The sequence below is a fragment of the Burkholderiales bacterium genome (assembly GCA_015075645.1).
Taxonomy (GTDB): domain Bacteria; phylum Pseudomonadota; class Gammaproteobacteria; order Burkholderiales; family Casimicrobiaceae; genus VBCG01.
Window position 1 is genome coordinate 537013 of the sequence record JABTUF010000001.1, and the last position, 26668, is coordinate 563680.

Annotated in this window: 27 protein-coding genes; 11 read left to right on the forward strand and 16 right to left on the reverse strand. The window is 71.9% G+C overall.

What is annotated here, in order from left to right; genetic code table 11:
• The first annotated feature begins 13 nt into the window (after window positions 1–13).
• The 8 genes from had to HS109_02475 all read left to right on the forward strand — a co-directional run bounded on the left by had (window position 14) and on the right by HS109_02475 (window position 8009).
• A complete protein-coding gene (gene had, locus HS109_02440; protein ID MBE7521223.1) occupies window positions 14–1081 on the forward strand; it encodes a 6-hydroxycyclohex-1-ene-1-carbonyl-CoA dehydrogenase in 1068 nt (355 codons plus the stop codon).
• A gap of 11 nt (window positions 1082–1092) precedes the next feature.
• Window positions 1093–2205, forward strand: coding sequence for a 6-oxocyclohex-1-ene-1-carbonyl-CoA hydratase (oah, locus tag HS109_02445; protein MBE7521224.1), 1113 nt, complete (start codon window positions 1093–1095; stop codon window positions 2203–2205).
• Between the two features lie 4 nt (window positions 2206–2209).
• Window positions 2210–2980, forward strand: coding sequence for a cyclohexa-1,5-dienecarbonyl-CoA hydratase (locus tag HS109_02450; protein ID MBE7521225.1), 771 nt, complete (start codon window positions 2210–2212; stop codon window positions 2978–2980).
• Window positions 2980–4164: a benzoyl-CoA reductase subunit C gene (gene bcrC / locus HS109_02455; GenBank protein MBE7521226.1), complete on the forward strand. Its 1185-nt coding sequence runs from the start codon at window positions 2980–2982 to the stop codon at window positions 4162–4164. The genes HS109_02450 and bcrC overlap by 1 nt, the downstream gene beginning before the upstream one ends.
• Before the next feature lie 64 nt (window positions 4165–4228).
• The gene (bcrB, locus tag HS109_02460; protein ID MBE7521227.1) at window positions 4229–5530 is read left to right on the forward strand and encodes a benzoyl-CoA reductase subunit B; all 1302 of its coding nucleotides are present in this window, start codon (window positions 4229–4231) and stop codon (window positions 5528–5530) included.
• Between the two features lie 10 nt (window positions 5531–5540).
• The gene (gene bcrA / locus HS109_02465; protein ID MBE7521228.1) at window positions 5541–6881 is read left to right on the forward strand and encodes a benzoyl-CoA reductase subunit A; all 1341 of its coding nucleotides are present in this window, start codon (window positions 5541–5543) and stop codon (window positions 6879–6881) included.
• A gap of 22 nt (window positions 6882–6903) precedes the next feature.
• The gene (gene bcrD / locus HS109_02470) at window positions 6904–7743 is read left to right on the forward strand and encodes a benzoyl-CoA reductase subunit D (protein ID MBE7521229.1); all 840 of its coding nucleotides are present in this window, start codon (window positions 6904–6906) and stop codon (window positions 7741–7743) included.
• 20 nt (window positions 7744–7763) lie between these two features.
• Window positions 7764–8009 (forward strand): YfhL family 4Fe-4S dicluster ferredoxin, encoded by a 246-nt coding sequence (locus tag HS109_02475; GenBank protein ID MBE7521230.1) that lies wholly within the window; start codon window positions 7764–7766, stop codon window positions 8007–8009.
• Between the two features lie 130 nt (window positions 8010–8139).
• Here HS109_02475 and HS109_02480 read toward each other — a convergent pair whose 3' ends face one another.
• The 14 genes from HS109_02480 to HS109_02545 form a co-directional block, all read right to left on the reverse strand.
• Window positions 8140–8778: a hemolysin III family protein gene (locus HS109_02480; GenBank protein ID MBE7521231.1), complete on the reverse strand. Its 639-nt coding sequence runs from the start codon at window positions 8776–8778 to the stop codon at window positions 8140–8142.
• Window positions 8779–8912: 134 nt separating this feature from the next.
• A complete protein-coding gene (locus tag HS109_02485) occupies window positions 8913–9983 on the reverse strand; it encodes a hypothetical protein (GenBank protein ID MBE7521232.1) in 1071 nt (356 codons plus the stop codon).
• Between the two features lie 43 nt (window positions 9984–10026).
• A complete protein-coding gene (locus HS109_02490) occupies window positions 10027–10641 on the reverse strand; it encodes a GNAT family N-acetyltransferase (GenBank protein MBE7521233.1) in 615 nt (204 codons plus the stop codon).
• A 415-nt stretch (window positions 10642–11056) separates the two neighbouring features.
• The gene (locus tag HS109_02495) at window positions 11057–11527 is read right to left on the reverse strand and encodes a hemerythrin domain-containing protein (protein MBE7521234.1); all 471 of its coding nucleotides are present in this window, start codon (window positions 11525–11527) and stop codon (window positions 11057–11059) included.
• A gap of 40 nt (window positions 11528–11567) precedes the next feature.
• The gene (locus HS109_02500; GenBank protein ID MBE7521235.1) at window positions 11568–12869 is read right to left on the reverse strand and encodes a hypothetical protein; all 1302 of its coding nucleotides are present in this window, start codon (window positions 12867–12869) and stop codon (window positions 11568–11570) included.
• Window positions 12866–13129, reverse strand: a complete 264-nt coding sequence (locus HS109_02505) for a DUF2249 domain-containing protein (protein MBE7521236.1) — start codon at window positions 13127–13129, stop codon at window positions 12866–12868. The genes HS109_02500 and HS109_02505 overlap by 4 nt, the downstream gene beginning before the upstream one ends.
• A complete protein-coding gene (hcrB, locus tag HS109_02510) occupies window positions 13126–14121 on the reverse strand; it encodes a 4-hydroxybenzoyl-CoA reductase subunit beta (GenBank protein ID MBE7521237.1) in 996 nt (331 codons plus the stop codon). Before hcrB ends, HS109_02505 begins: the two co-directional genes overlap by 4 nt.
• 1 nt (window position 14122) lies before the next feature.
• Entirely contained in the window at window positions 14123–16471 is a 2349-nt protein-coding gene (gene hcrA / locus HS109_02515; protein MBE7521238.1) for a 4-hydroxybenzoyl-CoA reductase subunit alpha, read from the reverse strand.
• Window positions 16471–16944, reverse strand: coding sequence for a 2Fe-2S iron-sulfur cluster binding domain-containing protein (locus HS109_02520; protein MBE7521239.1), 474 nt, complete (start codon window positions 16942–16944; stop codon window positions 16471–16473). The genes hcrA and HS109_02520 overlap by 1 nt, the downstream gene beginning before the upstream one ends.
• Window positions 16945–16948: 4 nt before the next feature.
• Complete coding sequence (locus HS109_02525) at window positions 16949–18298, reverse strand: phenylacetate--CoA ligase (protein MBE7521240.1); 1350 nt, start codon at window positions 18296–18298, stop codon at window positions 16949–16951.
• 34 nt (window positions 18299–18332) lie between these two features.
• Entirely contained in the window at window positions 18333–19190 is an 858-nt protein-coding gene (locus tag HS109_02530; protein ID MBE7521241.1) for a dimethyl sulfoxide reductase anchor subunit, read from the reverse strand.
• A gap of 76 nt (window positions 19191–19266) precedes the next feature.
• Window positions 19267–19971 (reverse strand): 4Fe-4S dicluster domain-containing protein, encoded by a 705-nt coding sequence (locus tag HS109_02535; GenBank protein MBE7521242.1) that lies wholly within the window; start codon window positions 19969–19971, stop codon window positions 19267–19269.
• Complete coding sequence (locus HS109_02540; protein MBE7521243.1) at window positions 19968–22682, reverse strand: molybdopterin-dependent oxidoreductase; 2715 nt, start codon at window positions 22680–22682, stop codon at window positions 19968–19970. The genes HS109_02535 and HS109_02540 overlap by 4 nt, the downstream gene beginning before the upstream one ends.
• Window positions 22683–22719: 37 nt before the next feature.
• Window positions 22720–23139 (reverse strand): LysR family transcriptional regulator, encoded by a 420-nt coding sequence (locus HS109_02545; protein ID MBE7521244.1) that lies wholly within the window; start codon window positions 23137–23139, stop codon window positions 22720–22722.
• Between the two features lie 205 nt (window positions 23140–23344).
• On the opposite strand from HS109_02545, the gene HS109_02550 reads away from it, so the two are divergent.
• Entirely contained in the window at window positions 23345–23914 is a 570-nt protein-coding gene (locus tag HS109_02550) for a GNAT family N-acetyltransferase (protein MBE7521245.1), read from the forward strand.
• Entirely contained in the window at window positions 23911–24351 is a 441-nt protein-coding gene (locus tag HS109_02555) for an Rrf2 family transcriptional regulator (protein MBE7521246.1), read from the forward strand. Before HS109_02550 ends, HS109_02555 begins: the two co-directional genes overlap by 4 nt.
• A 46-nt stretch (window positions 24352–24397) precedes the next feature.
• On the opposite strand, the gene HS109_02560 is transcribed toward HS109_02555, so the two are convergent.
• Complete coding sequence (locus HS109_02560) at window positions 24398–24712, reverse strand: metal-sulfur cluster assembly factor (GenBank protein ID MBE7521247.1); 315 nt, start codon at window positions 24710–24712, stop codon at window positions 24398–24400.
• 245 nt (window positions 24713–24957) lie between these two features.
• Here HS109_02560 and fabG point away from each other — a divergent pair, with 245 nt between their 5' ends.
• Window positions 24958–25704, forward strand: coding sequence for a 3-oxoacyl-ACP reductase FabG (gene fabG, locus HS109_02565; GenBank protein ID MBE7521248.1), 747 nt, complete (start codon window positions 24958–24960; stop codon window positions 25702–25704).
• Between the two features lie 35 nt (window positions 25705–25739).
• Here fabG and HS109_02570 read toward each other — a convergent pair whose 3' ends face one another.
• Window positions 25740–26663 (reverse strand): pyruvate synthase subunit beta, encoded by a 924-nt coding sequence (locus tag HS109_02570; protein MBE7521249.1) that lies wholly within the window; start codon window positions 26661–26663, stop codon window positions 25740–25742.
• Window positions 26664–26668 lie beyond the last annotated feature (5 nt).

Consider the following 26668-nt stretch of genomic DNA (forward strand, 5'->3'; position numbering starts at 1 on the left):
ACGAGGACACCGGATGCCGCTCCCCGCCCACCGCTGGCTGATGACCGCGCCCGGCGCGCCGCTCGAGCGCGCGAGCTTCGACGCGACGCCGGGTCCGGGCGAGGTCGCCGTCGAGGTCGCCGGCTGCGGCGTGTGCCACACCGACCTAGGCTACTACTACGACGGCGTGCGGACCAACGCCCCGCTGCCGCTCGCCCTCGGGCACGAAGTCTCGGGTCGCGTGGTCGCCGCGGGCGCCGGCGCGGAAGGCTGGCTCGGTCGCGCGGTCATCGTCCCCGCGGTGCTGCCCTGCGGCGAATGCGACCTGTGCCAGCGCGGGCTCGCCCCGATCTGCCGCAGCCAGAAGATGCCGGGAAACGACATCCAGGGCGGATTCGCGTCGCACATCGTCGTGCCCTCGCGCGGACTCTGCCCGGTCGACGAGGCGCGGCTCGCCGCTGCGGGACTGACGCTCGCGCAGGTCTCGGTGGTCGCCGACGCGCTGACGACGCCGTTCCAGGCGGTGCGGCGCGCGGGCGTGAAGCCGGGAAGCCTCGCGATCGTGGTGGGCGCCGGCGGCGTCGGCGGCTACTGCGTACAGGTCGCCGCCGCGTTCGGCGCGAAGGTCGTCGCGATCGACGTCGACGACGCGAAGCTCGCGGCCATCGCGGACCACGGCGCGTCGCTCGCGCTGAACGCGAAGGCGCACGACGCGAAGGCGCTGAAGGGCGCGATCTCCGCGTTCGCGAAGGCGCAGGGACTCAAACCCACCGAGTGGTTCGTCTTCGAGTGCTCGGGCACCGCGGCGGGGCAGCTCACCGCGTGGGGCCTGCTCGTCCACGGCGCGACGCTCTCGGTGGTCGGATTCACGATGGACAAGGTCGAGGTGCGGCTGTCGAACCTGATGGCGTTCGACGCGCGCGCGCTCGGCAACTGGGGCTGCCCGCCCGACGCCTACCCGGGCGCGCTCGACCTCGTGCTCGACGGCAAGGTCGCGCTCGCCCCGTTCGTCGAGACCCATCCGCTCGCCGACATCAACCGCGTCTTCGACGCCGTGCACCACCGCGCGATCCGCAAGCGCGCGGTGCTCGTCCCCGCCTGAAGGATCCCCGCATGAACGCACCCGACCGCCACCGCGCCTTCATCGACCACGACCTCGTCGCCGATCCGGCGCGGCCGGGCGTGCGCCTCGAACGCCGGAGCGCGCGCACGCCCGACGGCCGCGTCGCCGAGGGCCTCTACAACGCCTGGATCACGCTCGACAACCCGGCGCAGTACAACTCGTACACGACCGAGATGGTGAAGGGCGTGATCCTCGCGTTCCGCGCCGCCTCCGACATGCGCGACGTCAACGCGGTCGTGTTCACCGGCGCCGGCGACAAGGCGTTCTGCACCGGCGGCAACACCAAGGAGTACGCCGAGTACTACGCGGGCCACCCGCAGGAGTACCGGCAGTACATGCGGCTGTTCAACGACATGGTGAGCGCGATCCTCGCCTGCGACAAGCCGGTCGTCTGCCGCGTGAACGGCATGCGCATCGGCGGCGGCCAGGAGATCGGCATGGCCTGCGACTTCTCGGTCGCGCAGGACCTCGCGCGGTTCGGGCAGGCGGGGCCGAAGCACGGCTCCGCGCCGATCGGCGGCGCGACCGACTTCCTGCCGGTCATCGTCGGTGCCGAGCGCGCGATGGCGGCCTGCGTGCTGTGCGAGCCGTTCTCGGCCCACAAGGCCTACCAGATGGGAATCCTGACCGACCTCGTGCCCGCGCTCCGGGTCGACGGGCGCTTCGTCGCGAACCCGCTGGTCGAGACCGAGCGCATGACCGACGCGTACGGCCGGTTCGTCTTCGGCGAGCCGAAGACCGGCGACGCGCTCAAGGAAGGCAAGGCGACGCTCGCGCGCGGCACGGTCGACCTCTCGCTCCTCGACGCGAAGGTCGAGGAGCTGTGCGCGAAGATGCTCCTGACCTTCCCCGACTGCACGACCAAGACGCTCGAGGAGCTGCGCAAGCCCAAGCTCGACGCCTGGAACCGCAACAAGGAGAACTCGCGTGCCTGGCTCGCCCTCAACATGATGACCGAGGCGCGCGCCGGCTTCCGCGCATTCAACGAGGGCACGAAGGAGTCGCGCGAGGTCGACTTCGTCGCGCTGCGCCAGGCGCTCGCGCGCGGCGAGGCGTGGAGCGAGTCGTTCACCGACGGCCTGATGCCGGGCGCGCGCGGGTGAGCCGATGAGCGCGGCGCCGCTCAAGGCGGTCCTCGAGCGCGACGGCGCGTTGCTGCGCCTCACGCTCGCGCGGCCGAAGGCGAACATCGTCGACGCGGCGATGATCGCCGCGCTCTCCGAGGCGCTCGCCGCGCACGCGCGGACGGCGGCGCTGCGCGGCGTGCTGCTCGACGCCGAGGGCCCGCACTTCAGCTTCGGCGCGAGCGTCGAGGAGCACCTGCCGGCGAGCTGCGGCGCGATGCTCGCGAGCCTCCACGCGCTCGTGCTGGCGATGGTCGAGTACCCGGCGCCGATCCTCGTCGCCGTGCGCGGCCAGTGCCTGGGCGGCGGCCTCGAGGTCGCGATGGCCGGGAGTCTGATCTTCGCCGCGCCCGACGCGCAACTCGGCCAGCCGGAGATGAAGCTCGGCGTGTTCGCGCCCGCCGCCTCCGTGCTCCTGCCGTTCCGGGTCAACGCCGCGGCGGCAGAGGACCTGCTGTTGTCCGGCCGCTCGGTCGACGCCACCGAAGGCTACGCGATGGGGCTCGTCCACGCGATCGCCGACGACCCGGCCGTCGCCGCGCTCGCCTGGTTCGACGCGCACCTCGCCGGCAAGAGCGCGGCGGCGCTGCGCTTCGCCCTGCGCGCGGCGAGGCAGGGCCGCGTCGAGGCGATCCGTACCGGACTCGCCGCGGTCGAGCAGCTCTACCTGCAGGGTCTGATGAACACGCGGGACGCGAACGAGGGGCTCGCCGCCTTCCTCGCGCGTCGCCCGCCCGCCTGGGAGCACCAGTGATGAGCACCCCCACCCCGCCCCGCGCCGTCGAGATCGTCGAGCAATGCCAGGCGCTCTTCGAGGACTTCGACTTCAACGCCGTCAAGACCTGGAAGGCCGCGGCCCCGGGCCGCAAGGCGATCGGCTACATGCCGGTCTACGTGCCGCGCGAGATCGTCCACGCGGCCGGCATGCTGCCGGTCGGGATCCTCGGCGGCGGCGACGGACTCGAGGTGATCCAGGGCGACGCCTACTACCAGAGCTACATCTGCCGCATTCCGCGCTCGACGATCGAACTCGGCCTCACCGGCCGGCTCGACTGTCTCGACGGTATGCTGTTCCCCTCGATCTGCGATGTGATCCGCAACCTGTCGGGCATGTGGCAGATCCTGTTCAAGGACAAGTACGTCCGCTACTTCGACGTCCCGCAGAACTACCAGGACGCGATCGGCGGCAACTACTACGTGCACGAACTCGAGGTGTTGCGCGACGGACTGGCGGCGTTGCGCGGTGCCCCGATCACCGACGCCGAGCTGAACGCGTCGATCGCCGTCTACAACGAGAACCGGGCCGCGATCCGCGATCTCTACGCCTACCGCGCCGAGAAGCCCTGGCAGGCGCCCACGACCGAGGTCTATCTGCTCCTGCGCGCCGGCATGGTGCTGCCGCCCGAGGAGCACACGAAGCTCGTGCGCGAGTACCTGGCCGAGGTGGACAAGCTGCCGCGCCCCAAGCGCGACAACGCGCGCGTGGTCATCAACGGTTCGTTCTGCGAGCAGCCGCCGCTCGGCCTCATCAAGTCGATCGAGATGGCCGGTTGCTACGTGGTCGACGACGACTTCATGCTGGTGACGCGGTGGCTCCTCGACGACGTGCCGACCGACGGCAAGCCGCTCGAGGAGCTGTCGAAGGCGTTCCTGCACCGTTCCGCGTCGACCGCCGCCAAGTACGACGAGAAGCGCGAGGACAAGGGCCGCTACCTGCTGAAGCAGGTGAAGGCCGGCGGCGCGGAGGGCGTCGTGTTCGCCGCCCCGTCGTTCTGCGACCCGGCGCTCCTCGAACGGCCGATGCTGCAGGACGTGCTGGCGAAGCACGGCGTCCCCTACACCGCGTTCAAGTACGCGGAGAACACCGGACAGATGGCGCCGATCCGCGAGCAGGCCGGCACCTTCGCCGACTCGATCAAGCTGTGGTCGGCCGCCTGAGCCGCGCCGCCCGAAGCGCTCCCAACGTACCGCCCGAGGCCCACCGATGACCGCCACCGCCGCGATGCCCGCCACCTCGAAGAAGCCGCAGAACGTCCAGAAGGAGGACGCGATGTGGCTGCAGAAGGAGCTCATCAACAAGAACTACATGGAGCTCGCCACCGCCCGCGCGAACAACCGCAAGGTGTCGGCGACCTTCGTCCCCGGCAACCTCAACGAACTCCTGATGTGCTTCGACTTCGCGCGGAGCCTCCCCGAGACCAACGCGCTGCAGAACGGCATGCGCAAGAAGTCCGGGAAGTTCATCATGGACGCCGAGCGCGACGGCCAGTCCGAGGACGTCTGCACCTACGTCAAGGCCGACCTCGGCATGATGATGGGCGGCGAGATCGGCCCGACGGGCGATCCGCTCCCCACGCCCGACGTGCTGCTGCTCTCCTACACCGGCTGCTTCACGTTCATGAAGTGGTTCGAGCTGATCCGGCACAAGTACGGCTGCGAAACGGTCATGCTGCACGTTCCCTACCAGGGCGACGGCAAGATCGACCCGAACATGCGCAACTACGTCGTCAAGCAGCTGAAGGAGACGGTGATCCCGACGCTCGAGCGCGTCTCCGGCGTCAGGTTCGACATCGACCGGCTGCGCCAGTACATGCGCGAGTCCGAGAAGGCCGAGGAGGATCTCGTCCGCGTGCTGCAGTCGGCGAAGAACCGGCCCTCGCCGATCGACGGCTACTTCGGCGCGGTCTACTACATCGGCCCGATCTTCACCGCGTTCCGGGGAACCCCCGAGGCGACGCAGTACTACGACGTCCTGCGGCGGGAGATCGACGAGCGCGTGCGCCTGGGCAAGGGCCCGATCACGCCGGACGGCGAGATGGGCGAGGAGAAGTACCGCCTCGTCACCGAGGGCCCGCCGAACTGGACCAGCTTCCGCGACTTCTGGAAGATGTTCTACGACGAGGGCGCGGTCGTGGTCGCGTCGACCTACTCGAAGGTCGGCGGCCTCTACGACTTCGGCTTCCGGCACGACGCCGCGAACCCGCTCGAGTCGCTCGCCGACTACTGCCTCGGCTGCTACACCAACCTCAACCTGCCCTCGCGGATCGACATGATCTGCAAGTACATCGACGAGTACCAGGCCGACGGACTGCTCATCAACTCGATCAAGAGCTGCAACAGCTTCTCCGCGGGCCAGCTCCTGATCCTGCGCGAGGTCGAGAAGCGCACCGGGAAGCCCGCCGCGTTCATCGAGACCGACCTCGTCGACCCGCGCTACTTCTCGGCGGCGAACGTGAAGAACCGCCTCGAGAGCTATTTCCAGATGGTCAAGCAGAAGCGCGCCGCCGCCGCGGCCGCGCACTGAGGAGCACCGCATGCGCTGCTTCATCGGCATCGACCTGGGCTCGACGACGACCAAGGCGGTCGTCATCGACGAGGACCAGAACGTGCTCGGGCGCGGAATCACCAACTCGCGCTCGAACTACGACACCGCCGCGGCCGTCGCCAAGCAGGAGGCGATGGTCAACGGCCGCTTCCACCTGTTCCGCCAGTCGCTCGCGAAGACCGGCGCGCTGAACGGCGAGCTCGATGGGTTCCTCGGCCAGCTCGAGCGCGACTTCCGCCTCGAGCAGTACCTCGAGCAGCTCGCCGACCTCGAGGCGACCTGCCAGCGCAACACCGAGGGCGCGAAGTTCGGCGACGCGACCAAGGACGTGACCGCGGCGCTCTCCGAGGTCTTCCGGCGCATGCAGCAGGAGGCTGCGGAGCTGTTCGCCCCCGGCGCGAAGCGCAAGAGCGACTTCTTCCGCGACATCGCGGGCAGCGTCTACCTCGCGACCGGCGAGACGGTGGCGAAGGAGGCGGGCATCCGCTACGACTTCCTGTTGAACGTGTTCGACCGCTCGATCATCGAGGTCGAGAACCGCGTCTACGGCGAGTCGGTGCGCCGCCACCTCGCGAGCGCGCTGGAGCGCACCTTCGTCGCGCTTCCTTCCACCGCCGGCCGCCGCGACCGCGTCGAGGCTCCGATCAAGGGCATCCTCGACACGCCGATGGAGGAGACCTACGTCGTGGGCACCGGCTACGGCCGCGCGCGGCTCCCGTTCTCGAAGGAGCACATCCGCTCCGAGATCCTGTGCCACGGACTGGGCGCGCACGTGATGTACCCGGCCACCGCGACCGTGCTCGACATCGGCGGGCAGGACACCAAGGCGATCCAGGTCGACCCGCACGGCATCGTCGAGAGCTTCCAGATGAACGACCGCTGCGCCGCCGGCTGCGGCCGCTACCTGGGCTACATCGCCGACGAGATGAACATGGGGCTGCACGAGCTCGGGCCGCTCGCGATGAAGTCGACCAAGACCATCCGCATCAACTCCACCTGCACCGTGTTCGCCGGCGCGGAACTCCGCGACCGCCTCTCGCTCGGCGACAAGCGCGAGGACATCATGGCGGGACTGCACCGCGCGATCATCCTGCGCGCGATGTCGATCCTCGCGCGCTCGGGCGGCATCCGCAACGAGTTCACCTTCACCGGCGGGGTCGCGAAGAACGAGGCCGCGGTCAAGGCGCTGAAGGAACTCGTCGTCGAGAACTACGGCGAGATCAAGCTCAACATCGACCCCGACTCGATCTACACCGGCGCGCTCGGCGGCGCCACCTTCGCGTGGCGCGCGGTGGTCGAAGAGGGCAAGGTCGCCGAGGCCAGGGCGTGAGCCGCGGGAACCGGGAGATCACATGACCATCACGATCGGCATCGACATCGGTTCGGGCGCGGTGAAGAGCGTCCTGTTTCGGAGCGGCGCGGGACGGCCCGAGTGGCTCGCCAAGCGCTGCGAGCGCATCCGCCGGCGCGATCCGATGACGCTCGCGCAGGAGGGCCGCGACGGCGTCCTCGCGGACGCCGGCCTCTCCGCGGACGACGTCGACTACGTGGCGACGACCGGCGAGGGCGAGAACGTCACGTTCGCCACGGGCCACTTCTATTCGATGACCACGCACGCGCGCGGCGGCGTGTACCTCGACCCGGAGGCGCGCGCGGTGGTCGACATCGGCGCGCTGAACGGCCGCGCGATCTCGATCGACGAGCGCGGCAAGGTGCTCTCGTACAAGATGACGAGCCAGTGCGCGTCGGGCTCCGGCCAGTTCCTCGAGAACATCGCGCGCTATCTGGGCGTCGCGGTCGAGGAGATCGGCCCGCTGTCGCAGAGCGCGGGGAACCCGGAGAAGGTCAGCTCGATCTGCGCGGTGCTCGCCGAGACCGACGTCATCAACATGGTCTCGCGCGGGATCGCGACGCCCGACATCCTGAAGGGCATCCACCTGTCGATGGCCTCGCGCATCGTGAAGCTGCTCAAGGTCACCGGCGTCAAGGGCGGCACCGCGCTCATGACCGGCGGACTCGCGCTCGACACCGGACTCCTCGCGGCGATCCGCGAGGAGATGGCGAACGAGAAGGTCGCCGTGAACGCCGTGAGCCACCCCGACTCGATCTACGCCGGCGCGATCGGCGCGGCGCTGTGGGGCGCGTTCCGCCACCGGAAGCTGCGCGAACTGCAGGAACGCGCAGCCGCGTAGCCCCCACTGGAGAATCCGAGATGGCCCTGCTGATCACCGAGAACTGCACGCTGTGCGACGCCTGCCGGCCGGTCTGCCCGAACGAGGCGATCAGCGTCGGCGACCCGGTCTACGTGATCGACCCGATGAAGTGCACCGAATGCGTCGGCGCGGAGGACGAGCCGCAGTGCAAGCTCGTGTGCCCCGCCGACTGCATCGTCCAGCATCCGGACTTCGTCGAAACGCCCGACGAGCTGATGGCGAAGTACGAGTCGCTGCACGGCTGATCGCGCGAGCGGACCGGGTCCCGGCGCGCGGGCGGACGGGTGCGCCGGGCAGACCATCCGCCCGGGCGGTCGCGGCGAGATCGAACGCCCGCGGGGACGTGGGCGTCCGGCCGACGCCGGCCGCCCGGCCTCACGCCGCGTAGTGGAGCACCGCGAAGTAGTGGCAGGCCGTGCCCGCCACGACGAACAGGTGCCAGACGAAGTGCCCGTAGCGCAGGCGCGAGTCGAGCGTGAAGAACACGACACCGGCCGTGTAGGCGATGCCGCCGGCGGCGAGCAGCACGAGTCCGCCGGCCGCGACCCGGTCGACGAGCGGCCCGAGCGCGATCAGGACCGACCAGCCCATCGCCAGGTAGAGAGCGGTCGACCACGCCGGATGGGCCATCCGGTCGAACGCCTTGAGCGTCATGCCGACGACGGCGAGCGACCAGACGATGCCGAACAGCGTCCATCCCCAGGGTCCGTTCAGCGCGCCCAGCGTGAACGGCGTGTAGGTGCCCGCGATCAGCAGGTAGATCGCGCCGTGGTCGAGCCTGCGCAGCACGCGCTTGGCGCGAGGATGCGGCACCGCGTGGTAGAGCATCGACGCCGCGTAGAGCAGCACCATCGCCGCCGCGAACACGCTGGCGCCGACGACCGCCGACGCCGAGCCGCCGTTCGCCGCCGCGACGATGGGGAACGGCGCCGCCACCGCGGCGGCGACGAGCGCCGCGCCGTGGCTCACGCTGTTGGCGATTTCCTCGCCGAGCGACTGCGCGCGTTCGTCCATGCGCGCATTGTCGCACGGCGCCTCTCCGCTCCCTGCGGCGCAAGCCGCGCCGGCGCGGCGAGCGCTGCGGTCGTGGTGCGGCCGCGACGCGTTGCCGTCGTTCGCATGCCGCACCGCGGCCCGCGGGCGAGACATCAGCCCCGCGCCCTGCCCCGCACCACCGCCGTGATCGCGGTCGCGATGAACACCGCGAGCGCGACGCCGTTCGCGATGCCTCCGGCCGAGAGCACCCGCTGCGCATCGAGCGCGTCGCCCGCGAGGCGCAGCGCGACGCTCAGGTGCAGCAGCACGAGCGGCGCGTAGAACGCCGGCCCGTACGGCAGCTTCACGCGCAGCACCGCCGGGACGATCACCGGCGCGTGCCCGAACACCATCGCGAAGACGAAGCCGAGGAAGAACGCGTGCAGCGCCGCGTCGTACGCCCGCGTTCCCGGCGCGAGCCCGGCCAGCGCCATGACCGCGCCCGCGGTGGCGAGCCACACGTACCCCGACAGCAGGCACACCGCGGTGAAGCGCGTGAGCCCGCGGTCGCGCACGGTGCGCCGCGCCAGATCGTTCGCCCCCAGCCACACCGCGAGCGCCACGATCGCGACCCCGAGGAACCGTGCGCCGAGCGGGTGCCAGGCGAGCGCCGAGCCGAGCGCGAGCGCGATCGCGATCGCGACGAATCCCGCGCGGGCGCGCGACGAGCGCGGCAGGAAGCGCGTGAGTTCGAGCCGCTCGCCGGCGATCGTGAGTGCGAGGAACGCGATCCACCAGGGCACCGCCGGCCCCGGATATCCGCTCACGACCCAGGCGAGATTGCCGACGGCGAGTGCCACCGCTCCCGCCGCCACCACCCACGTGTGGAGCTCAGGCGAGATGCCGACGAATCGCAGCGACACGATCGAGAACACGATCGCCCCGGCGAGGGCGAGACCTGCCGCGAGCGACGGTTCGCCGACGAAGAGCGCGATCGCCGAGAGCCCGCTCGCGAGCGGCGCGGCATAGGTCCACAGGCGGCCGGCCGCCACCGCCCGCTCGAGCGCGATCACTACCCCGAAGAAGCCGGCCGCCATCAGCGGGCCATGCTGCCCCGCGAGCGACGCGGCCCTGGCGTCGACCGCGACGCCCATCCGCGCGAGCCCGGCGAAGACGCCGGTGACGAGCGCGACGAAACCGAGCGCGAGGAGCGGCAGCCGCGCCCGCGGAGCGAGATCCTTCATCGCGCCATTGTGCCCCGGCGGCCGGGATCGCGCCGCCGACCGCTCAAGCCATCGTCCGGACGAACGGGATCCGCTGCGAAGGCGCGAAGCCGACGTCGTAGAGGAATCCGAGGAGCCCCAGATCGCGTGGTGCCACGACCGTCTCGATGCGCTCGATGCGCAGCGCCGCGAGATTCAAGCAGAGTTGCGACATGAGCGCGTGCCCGACGCCCCGGTGCTCGTACTCCCGGTCGACGCCGATGGTGTCGAGCACGGCGGTCGGATCGGTGCGCCCGAAGTCACCGAGGTCCGCGCGCGCCATCGCGAAGCCGACGATCGCGCCGTCGAGGCGCGCGGCGAGCGACACGCGCACGCCGCTCTCGTCCATCGCCTCGGCGAGCTTGCGGCCGATGTAGCCGGCGCGGTCGCGGCCGGTCAGCCCGCGGTCGATCCGCACGATTTCGGCGAGGTCGGTCGGCTGCATCGCGCTCACCTCGCAGGTGTCGCGCGCGAGACGCTCGTAGTCGTTGCCGCCCGGCGCGCCGTAGTCGACCTCGCGCCCCGCGTCGACGAACACCGGGGCATCGACCGGAGCCTCGATCGCCGTCGCGTCGATCGCGCGCTCGACCACGTGGTTGGGGGCGAGCACGAAGCCGTGCTCGTCGAACCAGCGCAGCATCGCGTGATCGTTCCAGCGGGCGGCGCTGCGCAACTCGCGGACGCCGCGCTTGGCGCAGGAGGCCGAGAGCGCGTCGAGCAGGCGGCCGCCGACGTTGCGCCCCTTCGCGTCGGCGCGTACGCCCAGCGTCTCCAGGCGGAGCGCGGGCGCGGCGCGCCCGAACTCGCCTTCCATCACGCGCCCGAGCATGTAGCCGGCGAGACCCTCGTCGTCGTCGATCGCGACCTGGACGTGCAGGTCGGGCTCGCGGATCGCGGCCGCCAGCCGCCGCTCGAAGTAGGTGCGGCGCGTGCGGCCCTCGACGCGCGCGTCGATCGCGACGACCGCGTCGAGGTCGGTGCGCGCGAGCGCGCGGGTGCGGGCTTCTCGAACCGGGGCGATGGAGTCCATCGGGTCGTCTCCTTGGGAACGCGGATCAGGCCGACGCGAGCGCGAACGACAGCGCGCGGTCGGTCTCGTCGTCGAGCATGTCGTCCAGCACCGGCAGCAGCGCCATCGACTCCTTCTGGATGTGCGCGACCTGCCGTTCGACGAGTTCGAGGGCGAGCCGGCGAAACGCGTCGCGCGCCGGCGCCGTGGCGCGCGCCCCGGGCGGGACCAGCGGCCCCAGTTCGGCCACGACCTCGCGGATCGCCCCGTGCTCCTCCTCGAGCAGCGCGGCGATGTCGCCCTCGCCGGACTCGGCGAGTCGCGGGAAGATCTCGCGTTCCTCGATCTCGAAGTGGTGCCCGACCTCGACATCGAGATGGCGCGCGAGCGCGCCGGCGAGACGCGCGAGCGCGTCGTCGTCGCCCGCGGCCACCGCCTGCTCGAGCTTGCCGTAGAGGGCGAGCGCGGCGCGGTGCTCGTCGTCGAGGGCCTGCGGTGTCTGGTGTCGGAAGGTCATGGCGTCGGGGCGCGCGAGCGCGGTCGGGGGAAGGGTGGCGTCATCGGGCGGCCTGCGGCGAACCGTTGCCGCCCGAGGCGGCGCGCGCGGCACCCACCGCCTTCGCGAAGAACACGGCGAACGCGCAGGCACCCGCGGCGCCCGCGATGCAGGCGGCGCGGGCGAGCGTGCCGCTGTCGACGATGATCGCGAGCGCGAGCAGCGCGAGCGCGGAGAGGTGCAGGCAGAGGTGGATGCGCAATGCGCGCTCGTCGGTCAGCGACGACGGCGTCGGCGGCCGGCGGCGCCCGCGCGCCGCGTGCATCGATGCGAGGAACGGAACGATGCGCTGCAGGACTCCGAGGACGAACGACAGCAGCCAGCCGGCGATGAGCGTCGCGCCGAACAGCGTCGCGAGCCGCGACCACGGCACCTCCAACGCGAGGGCGAGCGCGAGTACGAGGCTCGCGACGAGCGCCACCCAGGCGTGACGGATCAGCCGGAACCCGGTGCCGAGTTCGCGGCGCAGGCCGCGCGCGATCGCCTCGTGCATCAACTGGACGTGGAGGATCGCGGCCACCGCGCCGAAGCCCGCGGCGGCGATGCCGAGCACTTCCGGCAGCACACCCAGCGCCGCCAGGACACCGAGCGCCAGCGCGGCGGTCGCGAGGCCGAACGACGCCCAGCCGCGGTGCGCCGCCGGGGCCTCCGAGAGCGTGAACATCGGGACGAGCACGTAGGAGAGCCCGAGCGCGAGCATGCCCATGAAACCGTAGCCGGCGAGCGCAACGTGCAGCGGCACGAGCGAGCCCCGATCGACGGCGAAGCCCGACGTGTACACACCGACGAGCGCGAGCGCCAGGACGAGCGTCGCGGCGAGCGACGCGGCCGCCACCGTGCCGTGCGCGATGACGAGCGGCATGCCGCGCGCGCCGGAGAGATTGAGCGCGAACAATGCGACGAATCCGACGAGCGCGAAGGCCACCGCGATCGCCCCCGCGCCGAGCAAGGCCGTCGATGGAAATCCCATGCCGACGACGATCGCGGCGACGCCCGGCACGTAGGTCCAGAACACCGCGCCGATGAGCCGCGCGTGCGCGATCGGCCGGCGCGTGGCCACCGGGAAGAGCTGCAGGCTCGCGCCGATCGCGGTCATCGCCAGCACGCCCAGCGTGACGGCGTGCAGCGCGGCGAGCGACCAGCCGAGCCCGCCCCGGAATGCCGGCAGCGCTTCCGCGCCCGCCAGCGCGGCGAGCCACGCGACGAGGTGGAACGCGACCGCCGCCCCGAAGAACCGGAACGGGACCGCGAACGGCAGCAGGCGTCCGGGAGCGCCCGCGAGGAAGGTGGCGCCGAGCGTCATGGGCGCGCCCGCTCGATCGCGAGGCGCACTTCGCCCGGTTCACCGTCGACCTGCCGCGCCTCGAAGCCGCGCTCGGCGAGTTCGGGATACAGGAACACCGGATCGCGGTCGAGGTGGACGACGAACGCGTCGCCCGCTTCGCCGCGCTCGATCAGCGACAGGATCGCGACCATCGGACCCGGCGGCGCCATGCCGCGCGCGTCGAGGTGCAGGCCGTCGGCGGCGTGGTAGATGCGCGGCACCGGACCCGGTCCGTTCATCGCCCGACCGACGCCTCGCCGGAGGCGAGTTCGCGCACGAGCCGCTGCGCATGCACGGCCGCGACCTGCCGGCGCCAGTGCGCCGAGGCGAGCGTCGTGCGCATCGGCGAGCACTGCTTCTGCACCGCCTTGCCGATGGCGTCGAGCAGCGCGTCGTCGACGTTGCGCCCGGTCCACGCCGCACACCCGTCGAGCCGGAACGGGCGCGAGGCCGCGCCGGTCACCGCGATGTCGAGCCGCTCGATCGTGCCACCCCGGGCGGCGAGGCGCACCGCGACGCCGGCGAGCGGGAAGTCGATCGCCCCGCGCATCCTCGCCTTGCGGTAGGCGCTCTTCGCGCCGCGCGGCTGCGCCGGCACGACGACGGCCACGATCAGTTCGGCGGTCTCGAGCGCGAGATGGGCGCGCCCGTCGTCGCGGTAGAGGTCCTCGAGCGCGATCGTGCGCGTGCCGTTGCGACCGGCGATCTCGACCGACGCACCGCACGCGATCAGCGCCGGGGCGAGGTCGCCCGCGAATGCCGCATGGCAGCGGTTCCCTTGCGGCGCGACGTGGCAGACGTCGCCGCCCCGCTTCAGGCAATACCCGTTGGAGCGCCGCCACCACTCGCTCTGGTTGTAGTAGACGCAGCGCGTGTCGACGCACAGGTTGCCGCCGACGGTCGCGACGCCGCGATGCCCCGGCGCCGCGATCGACGCGGCCGCCTGCGCGACCGCGGGCAGCGATGCCGCGACGCGCGGATCGGTCGCGAGGCGCGCGAGCGTGACGCCCGCGCCGATGCGGGCGCCCGCGGCGTACACGTCGAGCGCGCCGGCGCCTTCGAGGCGCGACACGTCGACCAGCACGCCGGGCGCATCGAGGCCGTGGCGAAGGTTGGGCACGAGGTCGGTGCCGCCGGCGATCGGGCGCGCCGACGGCGTCGCCGCGAGCACCTCGATCGCGCGGGCGAGCGAGGTCGTGCGCTCGAGTTCGAATGCCGGCAGGCGTTCCATGTCAGGACGCCCCTGTCGGCGCGGACGCCTTCGCACGCGCGAGCCGCTCGGCGCGCCGCCGCGCGACGATCGCCTCGAGCACGCGGTCGGCCGTGACCGGCAGCGCGTCGAAGTGCAACCCGGTCGCGTCGGCGATCGCGTTGGTGAGCGCCGGCAGGAACGCGGAGAGCGAACCCTCGCCCGCCTCCTTCGCGCCGAACGGCCCGTTGGGATCGGGCGCCTCGACGATCGAAGTGTCGATCGGCGGCGATTCGACGATCGTCGGGAACCGGTAGTCGAGGAAGTTCGCGCGGGCATGCAGACCGTCGAGGTACTGCGTCTCCTCCCCGAGCGCCTGGCCCATCCCCATCCACACCGAGCCCTGCACCTGCCCTTCGACCGCGAGCGGATTGATCGCGCGCCCGCAGTCGTGCGCGACCCACACGTTCTCGACCCGTACCTCCCCGGTGCCCTCGTCGACCTCGACCTCGACCACGATCGCCGCGTACGAGAAGCCCGCCGTCGATCCGACCGCCGCGCCTCGGAAGTTCCCGCCCTGCGTCTCGGGAGGCGTCGACCACGTGCCCTTGACCGTGATCGTGCCGGTGTCGCGCAGCGCCTCGGCGACGACCTCGCGGTAGTCGAGCCCGCGGTCGGTGCCGGCGACGCTGCAGCGCTCGCCCTCCCACTCGATGTCGGCCGGGCTCACCTCGAGCCGCTTCGCCGCCGCGGCGACCAGCACGCGCTTCATCTCGTCGCCGGCGCGGATCGCCGCGTTGCCGACCATGAACGACACGCGCGAGCTGTACGAGCCGTTGTCCTTCGGCGTCACCACGCTGTCGTTCGCGAACACGGTGAAGCGCGACATCGGCAGCCGCAGCACCTCGGCCACCGCCTGCGAGATCAGCGTCGAACTGCCCTGCCCGATGTCCGCCGCCCCGGTGAGCACGGTGATGCCGCCGTCGAAGTCGAGCTTGAGGTTGATCACCGCGTGCGGCTCGCCGGTCCAGTTCACCGGCTTCGCGGACCCCGACACGTAGTGCGAGCAGGCCATGCCGAGGCCCCGGCCGCGCGCGAGCTTCCCCTTGCGTTCGCGCCAGCGCGAGCGGCGCTCGACGATGTCGAGGCATTGGTCGAGGCCGCAGGAGTTCACCTGCAGGTCGTTGATCGTCCGGTGCGGCGCAGTGATCAGGTTCGCGCGGCGGACCGCGAACGGATCGAGGCCGAGTTCCGCGGCCATCCGGTCGAGCGTCGCCTCGAACGCGTGCCGCACGTCCACCGTGCCGTGGCCGCGCATCGCACCGTTGGGCGGCGTGTTCGCGTAGACGCGGAAGCCGCGGTAGCGCGACGCCGGCACGCGGTAGATCGCGTGCAGCAGCGCTCCCGCGTAGAGGATCGTGACGAGCCCGTAGCCCGCGTAGGCGCCGCCGCGCTGGATCACCTCCGCCTCGACCGCCGTGATCGCGCCGTCCTGCGCCAGCCCGATCTTCATCCGCACGTCGGTCTCGGGCCGCCCGCGGTGGGTGACGAAGGTCTCCTCGCGCGAGAGCTCGAGGCGCACCGTGCCGCCGGCCGCCCGCGCGAGCAGCGCCGCGATGATCTCGAAGTTCAGTGTCTCGGTGCGGTGGCCGAAGCCGCCGCCGACGAACGGCTTGACGACACGCACCGCCGACTCGTCGAGTTCGAGGCACCGGGCGAGCGCCAGGTGCACGTAGTAGGGCACCTGAGTCACCGAATGCAGCGTGAGCCGCCCGCGTTCCGCGTCCCACTGCGCGAGGGCGGCGTTCGGCTCCATCATCGCGTGGTTGACCTCCGCGTAGCGGTAGTCGAACTCGCGCACCAGCACCGCGGCCGCGAAGCCGCCGTCCACGTCGCCGAACGCCTGCTCGACCGCGCGCTCGATGTTGCCGGGCTTGCCGTCGTGCAGCTGCACCGCGCCCTCGGCGCGCGCGGAGCGCGCGTCGAACACCGCCGGGAGTTCCTCGAGGTCGAGCTCGATCGCCGCGAGCGCCGCCCGCGCGGTGGCGTCGTCGTCGGCCGCGACCGCGGCCACCGGCTCGCCGCGGTAGCGGACCTTCCCGCGCGCGAGCGGGTACTCGTTCTGCGCGATCGGGATGACGCCGTAGGCGATCGGGCAGTCGTCCGCGGTGACGACCGCACGCACGCCGGGCATCGCGCGCGCGCGCGTCGTGTCGATGCCGCGGATCCGCGCGTGCGCGGACGGACTGCGCAGGATCGCGCCGACGAGCGCGCCGCGCGGCGCGAGGTCCGCCGTGTAGCGCGCCGCGCCGGTCACCTTCTCGATGCCGTCGACGAGCGGCAGGCGGACGCCGACCGCCTTCGCCGCGGGCGCGCTCTTCGGGCCGGGAATCACCGTCCGCCTCCCGCCGCGGCGGCTTGCACCGCCTCGATGATCTTCACGTAGCCGGTGCAGCGGCACAGGTTGCCGGAGAGCGCCTCGCGGATCGAGGCCTCGTCGGGCGCGGGGTTCGTCCGCAGCAGCGCCTCGGCCGCCATGATCATGCCCGGCGTGCAGAAGCCGCACTGCGCGCCGAGCTTCTCGTGGAAGGCCGACTGCAGCGCGCCCATCCGCCCGCCTGCCGCGAGCCCCTCGACGGTCTCGACCTTCGCGCCCTCGCAGCGCACCGCGAGCGCGAGGCAGGAGAGCTGCGGACGGCCGTCGACCAGCACCGTGCAGGCGCCGCACTCGCCGCCGTCGCAGCCGCGCTTGGTGCCGGTCAGGCCGAGCTGTTCGCGCAGGAAGTCGAGGAGCAGCGTCGCGTCGCCGACCGCCTCCTCGCGGCGGCGGCCGTTGACCTCGAGCGCGAGCACGCGTCGCGACATCGCGCTAGCCCTTCGGCCGGAGGTCGCGCACGCGCACCGCCTTGCCCTGCGAACGCGGAATCTCGCCGGGGGCCTTCACGACGACATCGGTCGTGATGCCGACGAGCGACTTGACGTGGTGCGCCGCCGCGTAGGCGACGGCCGGCCAGGTCGGCGGCGCCGCATCGGCCGCCGCCTCGACCTCGATGGTCACGTGGTCGAGGCTCCCACGGCGCTCGACGACGAGCTGATAGTGCGGCGCGATGCCCGGCAGACCGACCAGCACCGCCTCGATCTGCGACGGATAGACGTTCACGCCCCGGATGATCAGCATGTCGTCGTTGCGGCCGGTGACGCGCAGGATGCGCCGGTGCGTGCGGCCGCAGGCGCAGGGCTCGCTGGTGAGGCGCGTGACGTCGCGCGTCCGGTAGCGCAGCATCGGCAGCGCTTCCTTGGTGAGCGTCGTGATGACGAGTTCGCCGATCTCGCCCTCGGGCAGCGGCTCGCCGGAGTCCGGGTCGATCACCTCGAACAGGAAGTGGTCCTCCCAGCCGTGCTGGCCCGCCTGAGCCTGGCACTCGCAGGCCACGCCCGGACCCATGATCTCGGACAGGCCGTAGACGTCGATCGCCTTCAGACCGAGGCGCGCCTCGATCTCGCGACGCATCGCCTCGCTCCAGGGTTCCGCGCCGAACAACCCGACCTCGAGCCTGCCCTCCTTGCGCAGGTCGACGCCCATCGACTCCGCGACTTCGGCCATCGCGAGCGCGTAGGACGGCGTCGCGCACAGCACGCGCGCCCCGAAGTCGACGATCAGCGCGATCTGGCGCTCGGTCGAACCGCCCGACATCGGCACGACGACGCCGCCGAGCTTCTCGGCGCCGTAGTGCGCGCCGAGCCCGCCGGTGAAGAGCCCGTAGCCGTACGCGTTGTGGACGACGTCGCCTCGACGCGCGCCCGCGCAGGCGAGCGAGCGCGCCATCAGGTTCGCCCAGGTGTCGAGATCCCGCGCGGTGTATCCGACGACCGTCGGCTTGCCGGTCGTGCCCGACGAAGCGTGCAGCCGCGCGAGTTCGCCGACCGGACGTGCGAACAGGCCGAACGGATAGGTGTCGCGCAGGTCGGTCTTGACCGTGAACGGCAGCCGCGCGACATCGTCGAGCGTGCGGATATCGTCGGGCGCGAGCCCGGCGGCGCGCATCCGCTCGCGGTGCAGCGGCACGTTGCTCCACGCATTCGCGACCGTCGCCCGCAGCCGCTCGAGCTGCAGCGCGAGCAGGCGCTCGCGCGGCATCGTCTCGATGGCCGGTTCTCGGTACGCCGCGTCGCCTGCCCGCGACACGACATTCGATTCCGCCCTGGTCGTCGCGCCCATGGTCCTCCTCCCGTTCGCGGTCTTCGCCGCCGCGTCAGGCCCGCTTGCCGCGCACCGGCATGCGCGGGATCGCGAACCCCTGGTTGAACGCGCCGCGCACGATCATCGCGGCCTTGAACCACGCACCCGCGATGACCGCGAGTGCCCCTGCCGCCGCGGCGAGCCCGAGCACCGTACCTTCCTGGCCGGACACCGCCGCGATGGCGACGAGCGTCAGCGGCACGAACGTGCCGCCGACGGCGAGTGCACTGCCCGGGAGCGCGAGCGCGGCGGAGGCGCGCGCGTTCGCGGCGATCGAGCGCCGGTAGGCGAGCCACGCCACGAGCCGCACGACGAGCAGCGCGCCGAAGACCGCGAGCCCGGCGCGCGTCCCCTGCGCATGCCAGGCCGCGGCGATCCACCACAGGCCCGCGCCTTCCGCGACCGCCGTCGCGACGACGAGCGCCGGCGTCGCCGGCGACCGCCAGGCCGGGATGCCTTTCGCGGCGCGCAGGATGCGGCCCTGGCACCATGCGAACACGAGCGCCGCCACGGCAGCGAGGCCGCCCGCGACGGACGCGAGCGCCGATCCCGCGGCATGCGCCCACGCGCCCGCGATCGCGAGCACGCCGAGCGCCACCGCGGCGATCGCCTCTCGGCTCATCCACGAGGTACGGGGATTCGCGAACACGTTGATCGCGCGGAGCGGCCGGCCGATCTCGAGCCAGACGGCGAAGAGCCCGAGGCCGACGAGCGCGAGTCCGGCGAGGAGCGCGACGGCCGCGGGCCGGCCGCTCGCGCCCGACACGACCGACACGATGACGAGGCCCGACCCCGCGCCGCCGGCGACGAAGTTCGCGGCGGCACGCAGGTCCCAGTGCTTCTGCACCCACGGCGTCGGTCCATAGCTCATCGACGCCCCCCCGCGCGCGCGAAACCCGTTCGACTTCCGGCGAACGCGCGGACCGCGATCGTGAACCCGGCAGCGCTCATGCCAGCTCCATCGCTTCCTCGACCAGCTGCTTCAGCGCCGGCACGCCGCCGGTGGGTTGCGCCCCGTCCCACAGGTAGTAGAAGCCCGGACCGGTGCCGAGTTCGTCGTGCATGCGGAAATGCGCGTTGCCCTCGAGCAGTTGCGACACGTTGCTCGACGGGTCGTCGAGGTCGCCGAAGGTGAGCGCCTGCGCGATGCAGGCGTTCACGCAGGCGGGCGTCGCCTCCGGGTCGACGCCCGGGGTCTGACCCTTCGCGAGCCCGGCGTCGATCCGGTCGACGCAGAACGTGCACTTGGTCGCGACCGCGAGGCGGTCGGGGTCGTGGCGCTTCGCCTCGTGCGCCACGGCCTTGCCGTAGGCGAAGGTCGCGCGCTCGGTCTTGTAGCGGGCCTGGTAGGGGCAGGCGACCGCGCAGTACGCGCAGCCGATGCAGAGATCGTAGTCGATCGTGACGATGCCGTCGGCGCGCTTCTTCGTCGCCGTGGTCGGGCAGACGTGCATGCACGGCGGATCGTCGCAGTGCTGGCAGCCGACCGGCACGAACGCCCGCTTCACTTCCGGATACTCGCCGACCTCGATGTCCAGCACGCGCCGCCACTGGACGCCGGGCGGCGTCGCGTTCGCGTGCTTGCACGCCGCGGTGCAGGTCTGGCAGCCGACGCAGCGGCGCAGGTCGGCGATCATCGCCCAGCGCGTCATCGGCGCCCCTTGCGCGGCGGGCCGATCCGCCGCAGCGACACGCGCACGACGTCGGCCCCCGAGCCGGTCGCGTCGGTGAGGCCGAGCGACATCGACGCGAGCGTGTTGAGGCTCGCGAGCCCGAAGTCCTTCGCGTAGGGCGTCGCCCAGTGGTCGAACTGGCCGATCGCGAGCAGCGTGTCGGGGCGGATTCCTTCGCGGACCACGGCGTTGCCGCGCGTCCTGCGGTGCGGCGTGGCGAGTTCGATCTCGTCGCCGTCCTCGATGCCCATCCGCCGCGCGGTCGCGCCGTTGACGATGACGCCGCGGTGCCCGGCGACGTTCTGCGCGACCTCGCGGATCAACTGCATGCCGACGTTGCCGCCCCACGCGTACTGCATGCTGCGCGCCGTCAGCATCCAGAAGGGGTACGCGGAGGGGTCGCCGCCCTGCTCCCGCAGCGCGTCGTCCCACAATCCGGGGAAGTCCTTCCACGCCGGCAGCGCGCGGTACTCCTCGAGCTGGCGGTCCCACCAGCGCATGTCGTGCTCGTGCAGCCGCTTGCCGAGCTCGGCGCCGATGCGCATGAGCCGCTCCTGGTAGGGCAGCTCGAAGCGCAGGTCCTGCGCGACGAGCGTCGGCAGCAGGTACCAGTCGATCTGCGGGAACGGCCTGGTCTTGAGCCCGTGGCGCTTCCACCAGTCGAGCCCGTGCTGTTCGCGACCCTCGGTGAGTTCGGCGCAGGCCGCCTTGCACACCGCGTCCCAGATGGCCTCGCGCGAGTGGCCGCGCGTCACGTCGAGTTCGACGTTCCACCCCGGCCCCTTGAGCGGCACGCAGGCCACACCCCGGTTGATCGCCGCGACGTACTCGCGCTCGAGTCCGCAGCGCGCGGCGAGTTCGCTCGCGATCTCGGTGAAGTCGCGGGCCTCGCCCTGCGCGGCCACCACCGGCTGGCGCAGCGCGAAGCCCTGATGGTTCCAGAACTGCTCGACGAACTTCGTGCCGCCGACGCGGATCAACTGCAGACTCTCGAGGTCGGTCGCGTCGGGGAGCAGGACGTCGGCGAAGTGGTTGGTCTCGTCGCGCGTGTACGCGAACGCGACGACGAACGGGAAGCGCGCCATCTTCTGCTGCACGCCGGTCGTGTCCCAGAACGAGATCGCCGGATTGGTGCGGTAGACGAACCAGACGTCGGGCGCGGTGACGCGCGGCAGGCCCTTCGGCGTCTCGTCCATGAACATCCACGAGAAGTGCGTCGGGCCGAGCGCCTGGCTCCAGGGGCCGTCGGAGGCGAGCGGCACCATCGTCTTGTAGGCGTTGCGGATGTTCGGCTTCGGCGACCAGCCCTTGCGGTCGGTCGGGTTCATCGGATAGGCCATGAATCCGTCCGGCCCTGCCTTGACGCTCTTCAGGCGGTCGTTCTGCGGACGGTTCAACCGCACCGTCGTGCCGATCGTTCCGCCCGGCACTTCGAGCGCGCCGACGAACGCCGCGAGCATCGTGCGCGCCCAGCAGCACTCGTAGCCGCCCCAGCCGTTGTTGACCGTCTTGCCGAGCGACACCGCCACCGGCCGGAACGGCAGCGTCACGCCGTCGACCTCGATCGTCTCGCCGACCCGCGCGTGGTCGAGGTACTCGTTCGCGATCCGGCGGATGCGCGCGGCGGGCACCTCGCACACGCCTTCCGCCCACTCCGGCGTGTACGGCGCGAGGTGTTCGACGGTCAAGGTGAACGCGGTCGTGCCGCGAAGCGTCCCCTCGGCGAGCACCTCGCCGTCCGGTCCGATCTCGATCGCGTCCGCCTCGTAGCGGCCTTCGAGCGCCTCGGTCATGCCTTCGGTGTCGAACGGCACCGCCGCGAGGCGCGAGGCGTCCCACACCAGCGGCTTCTGCGACTCCCGCTCGCGCAGGTAGTAGCCGTTCGGCCCGACCAGGTAGGGCGACGCGGTGCGCTTCGCGAGGAACGGCAGGTCGAGACGCCTGCGTTCCGCCTCGTGCACCAGCACGTGCATCAGCGCGAACAGGAACGCCGCGTCGGTCTTCGGCTTGATCGGCACCCACTCGGCCGAGCACGCGCCGGTGATCGACAGGTGCGGCTCCACCTGCACGCGCTTCATGCCGCGCACGCGCGCGTTCGCGTGGCGCCAGACGCCGACGACGCCGCCCGACGCCTCGACGTTCGCGCCGCAGGAGATCAGGTAATCGGTGCGCGGCGTGTCCGGCGCGACGATGAACGCGCGGTGCCAGAACTCGCCGTACAGGTGCTCGGAGTGGTAGCACTTCACGCCCTGCCCCGAGCCGAAGCCCATGTCGACCGGGCCCCACGACGACAGGAACGCGGGCAGCGTGCCCATGTACGACTGCGGCGTGCCGCCGCCGCCGAAGGTCGCGGCGACGCGCGGATAGCCGGACGCGTCGACGAGCCCTTCGGCGCGGATCGCGTTCAGCTTGCCGGCGATGAGTTCGAAGGCCTCGTCCCACGAGATCGGCACGAACCCCGGATCCTCGTCGCGGCCCTTGCGCGGATTGGTCCGCCGCATCGGCGAGAGCACGCGGCCCGGGTGGTAGGTCTTCTGGACGAGCCCGTAGGCCTTGACGCAGACCTTGCCGCCGCCCGGGTGGATCGAAGACGCGCAGAAATTCGGCTCGACCTCGGTCGCGACGCCGTCCTCGACCTTGACGGTCAGGAGATCCGGGCCCGCGACGCACTGGTAGCAGTACGTCGGCACCCGCACGACGGAGGCCGCGGCCACGGCGGGAACCGGGTCAGGCGCCCGCCGGCGCGAGGCCCGCCTTCTGCGCCTTCGCGGCGAGGCGCGCCTCGGTCGACTTCTGGTCGACGACGAAGCGGTGGTGGTGCCCGCGGCAGACGAGATCGACGCCGTCGCGCGCGGACACGTCGAAGGTGATCGCGCGGCCCGAGACCGCGGCGATGCTCACCGTGATCTCGACCGTCATGCCGAGGAGCGTCGCCGCGAGGTGGTCGATCTCGACGCGGGTGCCGACGCTGTCCTCGCCGGGGTCGAGGTGCGCGAGCAGCATTTCGCGCGCCGTCACCTCGATGTCGCGCACGAGCATCGGCGTCGCGTAGACGCGCGCCTTCTCGCCCATGAAGCCTATCGTGCGCTCGCGATCGACCGTGTACGACCGCGTCGCGGCCAATCCGGATACCAGTGTCGGCTTCATCGGGGATTCCCTCCGGGCGATTCGTGTCCGCGGCGGCCGGGTGCCCGGATTCGCGCCGTGCTTCCCGGCGGGGCCGCGCATCCGTCCGCCGCGGGCGCGCGGCGATCCGGGGCTCGGTTGAGGCCCTGCCGATTCCGGACTATTCTGGTAAGCGGATGCCGAAATGCATTTGATGCGCATCAACGGGAGCGAAAGCGGGGCACGCATGGGGACACGGACGCGGACGACGGCCCGGCCAGGGGGCGCGGCGCTCGCCCCGACGGGACGCGCGAGGCCGCGGGACGCCCGCGCGCGGACGCGGGCCGCCGCGCGCCGTCGGTCGGGCGCGATCGAGCCGCAGCTCGAGATCCGTCCCGCGCGCCCCTCCGACCTCGCGCCGGTGATCGCGATCGACACGGAAGTGACCGGGCTCGCGAAGCCCGCCTACTGGCGCGGCATCTTCAGACGCTACGCCGACAGCGCGAAGGCGGGCCGCCACCTGCTGGTCGCGACGGCGTCGGGCGAGGTCGTCGGCTTCATCATCGGCGAGGTCCGCGACTGGGAGTTCGGCTCGCCGCCGTGCGGCTGGGTCTTCGGCATCGACGTGCGTCCCGGCGCGCGCCTCGCCGGCGTGGGCACGAAGCTCCTCGCGGCCATCGTGAAGGCGTTCCGCCGCTCGGGCGTCGCCACCGTGCGCACCATCCTCGCACGCGAGAACGCGCTGGTGCTCTCGTTCTTCCGGAGCCAGGGCATGATGGCCGGTCCGTTCATCTCGCTCGAGATGGAGCTCGGGTGAGGCTGCAGAAGAACACCCGGCTCGCGCTCTACAGCGTGCTCGAGTTCGCGGCGGCCCCCGGCCGCCACGTCGCCGCGTTCGAGATCGCGGACAAGTACGGCGTATCGCCGCACCACCTCGCGAAGGTGCTCTCGGTGCTCGCGCACGAGGGCATCGTCGAGTCGGTGCGCGGCGTGGGCGGCGGCTACCGGTTCGCGGCGAACGCGCGCCGCCTGACCCTCGACGACGTGATCCGCTGCTTCGAGGACGACTCTTCCGCCGGCGCCGCCCGGCGCGACGCCGGAGAACGCACGCCCGCCGGCCGCGCGATCGCGACCGTCCTCGCCGAGATCGACGAGATCGAACGCGCGACGTTCCGGTCGATCACGATCGCGACGATGCTGCGGATCATGGCGCGGCAGGACGCCGCACCTCCGGCCCGCCGGCCGCGCCGCTGACATCTCCACCCGCGGTGCCGGGCACGCGCCCGGCATCCTCGGCGAGTCACCAGCCGAACTTCGCGCGCGCGGCGTCGCTCATCCGGTCGGGCGTCCACGGCGGGTCGAACGTGAGTTCGACGTCCACCGCGGCGAGCGACGGGAAGCGGTCGAACACGGCGTCGCGGACCGAATCGCGCAGGTAGTCGCCGACCGGGCAGGTCGGCGTGGTCATCGTCATCGTCACGGCGACCTTGTCGTCATCGACGTCGACTCCGTAGATGAGGCCGAGATCGACGATGTTCATGCCGGCCTCGGGGTCGATGACGGTCGAGATCGCGGCGAGGACCGCGTCGTGGTCGGGGATCGAGAGTGCGTCCATGCCAGGAGGTGGTCGCCGTGGTAGGGCGACGCCGGTACGAAAGCGCGACACGCCGGAGCGGCGACGGCGCCTCGTCCGCGCATCTTAGCCCATGGAGCGGCGCCTTCCCCGCCGTGCACCCGCGCATTCGACCGTGCCGTTGACCTCGGTCAAGGCCGCGCGACGCGACGCGCCGCACAGTCGTCGCGGCCGCGACCGGGATGGCTCCCTGGGCCGTGGCGCGACCTCGACCCGGGAGTGCCCCGATGCAACTGGCTGGACGCAACGCGATCGTGACCGGCGCCGCGCGCGGCATCGGCGCGGCCGTCGCCCGCGCGTACGCGCGCGAAGGCGCGAAGGTCGCGCTCGTCGACCTCGACGGCGACGGCGCCGCGGACCTCGCGCGCGAGATCGAAGCCGCCGGCGGCCGCGCCGTCGGCATCGCCTGCGACGTGGGGCGGCGCGACAGCGTCGACGCGATGGCCGCGGAGGCCGCGCGCGCGCTCGGGCCGATCGACGTGCTGGTGAACAACGCGGGCGTCATCCGCCCGGCGATGCTGCACAAGATGAGCGCCGAGCAGTGGGAGACGGTCCTGCGCGTCCACCTCGACGGCGCGTTCTTCTGCCTGCAGGCGGTCGCGCCCGCGATGATCGAACGTGGCCGGGGCCGCGTCATCAACGTGACCTCGGCCGCCGGCGTGCTCGGCACGATCGGCCAGATCAACTACAGCGCCGCGAAGGCCGGCATCCTCGGGCTCACCAAGTCCGCCGCACGGGAACTCGCGAAGCACGGCATCGTCGTGAACGCGATCGCGCCGGGCGCCGCGACGCCGATGACCGAGACGATCCGCACCGATGAACGGTTCCGCGACCGCTATCTCGAGAAGATCCCGATGGGCCGCTGGGCCGAGCCCGACGAGATCGCGCCGCTGTTCGTGTTCCTCGCCTCGGACGGCGCGAGCTACGTCACCGGACAGGTGATCGCCGCCGACGGCGGCATGACCATCTGCTGAGGCGCCGCGCGCGCCCGGGTTCCCGGCCCGACGCGCTACGCCGCCACCGCCCGCGCCGGAACGGCCGTCACCTGCGCCTCGCCCGCCGTCGCGCGCGCGCGTTCGAGAAGCCGCGCCCAGCCCAGATCGATCTCCGCCTGCAGCGTCGCCTGCTCCGCCGCCGAGAGCCCGCGGTAGCGCCCCTGCAGCGCGAGATAGTCGGTGACCGGCCGGGGCTTGTGCGCGACGTTGAGCGTGTAGCGCGTCCCGTCCTCGATCTCGTAGAGCGGAAAGGCGCCGCACTCGACCGCGTAGCGCGCGGCGGTGAGTCCCATGTCGTCGGCGAGTCCCCAGCCGTCGATGCAGGGAATGAGCACGGTGACGATCCGGGTTCCGCGGATCGCCTTCGCCTTGCGGATCTTCGCGACGAGATCGGGGAGGTGGCTCGCGCTCGCGGTCGCCACGTAGGGCACGCCGTGCGCGGCCATGATCTCGGAGAGGTTCTTCTTGCGCGAGGTCTTGCCCGCCGGCGTCGAGCCGGTCCGCGCGAACTGCGGCGTCGACGACGACTTCTGCGCGCCGGTGTTCATGTAGCCCTCGTTGTCGAGGCAGACGTACAGGAAGTCCTCGTTGCGCTCGGCCGCCGACGACAGGCACTGGAAGCCGATGTCGTAGGTGCCGCCGTCGCCGGCGAGCACGAGTACCTGCGTGTCGCGCTTGCCCTGTGCATCGAGCGCGCGACGCAGTCCCGACGCCGCCGCCGCGCTCGCCTCGAGCGTCGGCTGGTAGACCGGGATCCTCAGCGAACTCATCGGCTGCGGTCCCGCGATGATCGCCATGCACGAGGGAGGCACCACCGCCATCGTGTCCGGACCCATCGTCGAGAGGATGTGCCGCACCGACAACGCCTCGATGCAGCCGGGGCAGGCGGCGTGGCCCGAGCAGAGCATCGGGTCGTCCTGGAGGTCGAACTTCATCATGGCGA

What these genes read in the sequence shown, in the direction of transcription:
- HS109_02520 (MBE7521239.1), bottom strand. Translation starts at nt 16,944, where the DNA reads ATGTCGCGACGCGTGCTCGCGCTCGAGGTCAACGGCCGCCGCCGCGAG.
- HS109_02530 (MBE7521241.1), bottom strand. Translation starts at nt 19,190, where the DNA reads ATGAGCTATGGACCGACGCCGTGGGTGCAGAAGCACTGGGACCTGCGT.
- HS109_02490 (MBE7521233.1), bottom strand. Translation starts at nt 10,641, where the DNA reads ATGCTGCGCTGGTTCGACGAGCACGGCTTCGTGCTCGCCCCCAACCAC.
- HS109_02525 (MBE7521240.1), bottom strand. Translation starts at nt 18,298, where the DNA reads ATGGGCGCGACGACCAGGGCGGAATCGAATGTCGTGTCGCGGGCAGGC.
- had (MBE7521223.1), top strand. Translation starts at nt 14, where the DNA reads ATGCCGCTCCCCGCCCACCGCTGGCTGATGACCGCGCCCGGCGCGCCG.
- HS109_02570 (MBE7521249.1), bottom strand. Translation starts at nt 26,663, where the DNA reads ATGATGAAGTTCGACCTCCAGGACGACCCGATGCTCTGCTCGGGCCAC.
- HS109_02475 (MBE7521230.1), top strand. Translation starts at nt 7,764, where the DNA reads ATGGCCCTGCTGATCACCGAGAACTGCACGCTGTGCGACGCCTGCCGG.
- bcrD (MBE7521229.1), top strand. Translation starts at nt 6,904, where the DNA reads ATGACCATCACGATCGGCATCGACATCGGTTCGGGCGCGGTGAAGAGC.
- HS109_02480 (MBE7521231.1), bottom strand. Translation starts at nt 8,778, where the DNA reads ATGGACGAACGCGCGCAGTCGCTCGGCGAGGAAATCGCCAACAGCGTG.
- hcrB (MBE7521237.1), bottom strand. Translation starts at nt 14,121, where the DNA reads ATGGAACGCCTGCCGGCATTCGAACTCGAGCGCACGACCTCGCTCGCC.
- HS109_02450 (MBE7521225.1), top strand. Translation starts at nt 2,210, where the DNA reads ATGAGCGCGGCGCCGCTCAAGGCGGTCCTCGAGCGCGACGGCGCGTTG.
- HS109_02550 (MBE7521245.1), top strand. Translation starts at nt 23,345, where the DNA reads ATGGGGACACGGACGCGGACGACGGCCCGGCCAGGGGGCGCGGCGCTC.
- HS109_02545 (MBE7521244.1), bottom strand. Translation starts at nt 23,139, where the DNA reads ATGAAGCCGACACTGGTATCCGGATTGGCCGCGACGCGGTCGTACACG.
- HS109_02485 (MBE7521232.1), bottom strand. Translation starts at nt 9,983, where the DNA reads ATGAAGGATCTCGCTCCGCGGGCGCGGCTGCCGCTCCTCGCGCTCGGT.
- HS109_02495 (MBE7521234.1), bottom strand. Translation starts at nt 11,527, where the DNA reads ATGACCTTCCGACACCAGACACCGCAGGCCCTCGACGACGAGCACCGC.
- HS109_02535 (MBE7521242.1), bottom strand. Translation starts at nt 19,971, where the DNA reads ATGACGCGCTGGGCGATGATCGCCGACCTGCGCCGCTGCGTCGGCTGC.
- oah (MBE7521224.1), top strand. Translation starts at nt 1,093, where the DNA reads ATGAACGCACCCGACCGCCACCGCGCCTTCATCGACCACGACCTCGTC.
- HS109_02505 (MBE7521236.1), bottom strand. Translation starts at nt 13,129, where the DNA reads ATGAACGGACCGGGTCCGGTGCCGCGCATCTACCACGCCGCCGACGGC.
- bcrC (MBE7521226.1), top strand. Translation starts at nt 2,980, where the DNA reads ATGAGCACCCCCACCCCGCCCCGCGCCGTCGAGATCGTCGAGCAATGC.
- bcrB (MBE7521227.1), top strand. Translation starts at nt 4,229, where the DNA reads ATGCCCGCCACCTCGAAGAAGCCGCAGAACGTCCAGAAGGAGGACGCG.
- bcrA (MBE7521228.1), top strand. Translation starts at nt 5,541, where the DNA reads ATGCGCTGCTTCATCGGCATCGACCTGGGCTCGACGACGACCAAGGCG.
- HS109_02500 (MBE7521235.1), bottom strand. Translation starts at nt 12,869, where the DNA reads ATGACGCTCGGCGCCACCTTCCTCGCGGGCGCTCCCGGACGCCTGCTG.
- fabG (MBE7521248.1), top strand. Translation starts at nt 24,958, where the DNA reads ATGCAACTGGCTGGACGCAACGCGATCGTGACCGGCGCCGCGCGCGGC.
- HS109_02560 (MBE7521247.1), bottom strand. Translation starts at nt 24,712, where the DNA reads ATGGACGCACTCTCGATCCCCGACCACGACGCGGTCCTCGCCGCGATC.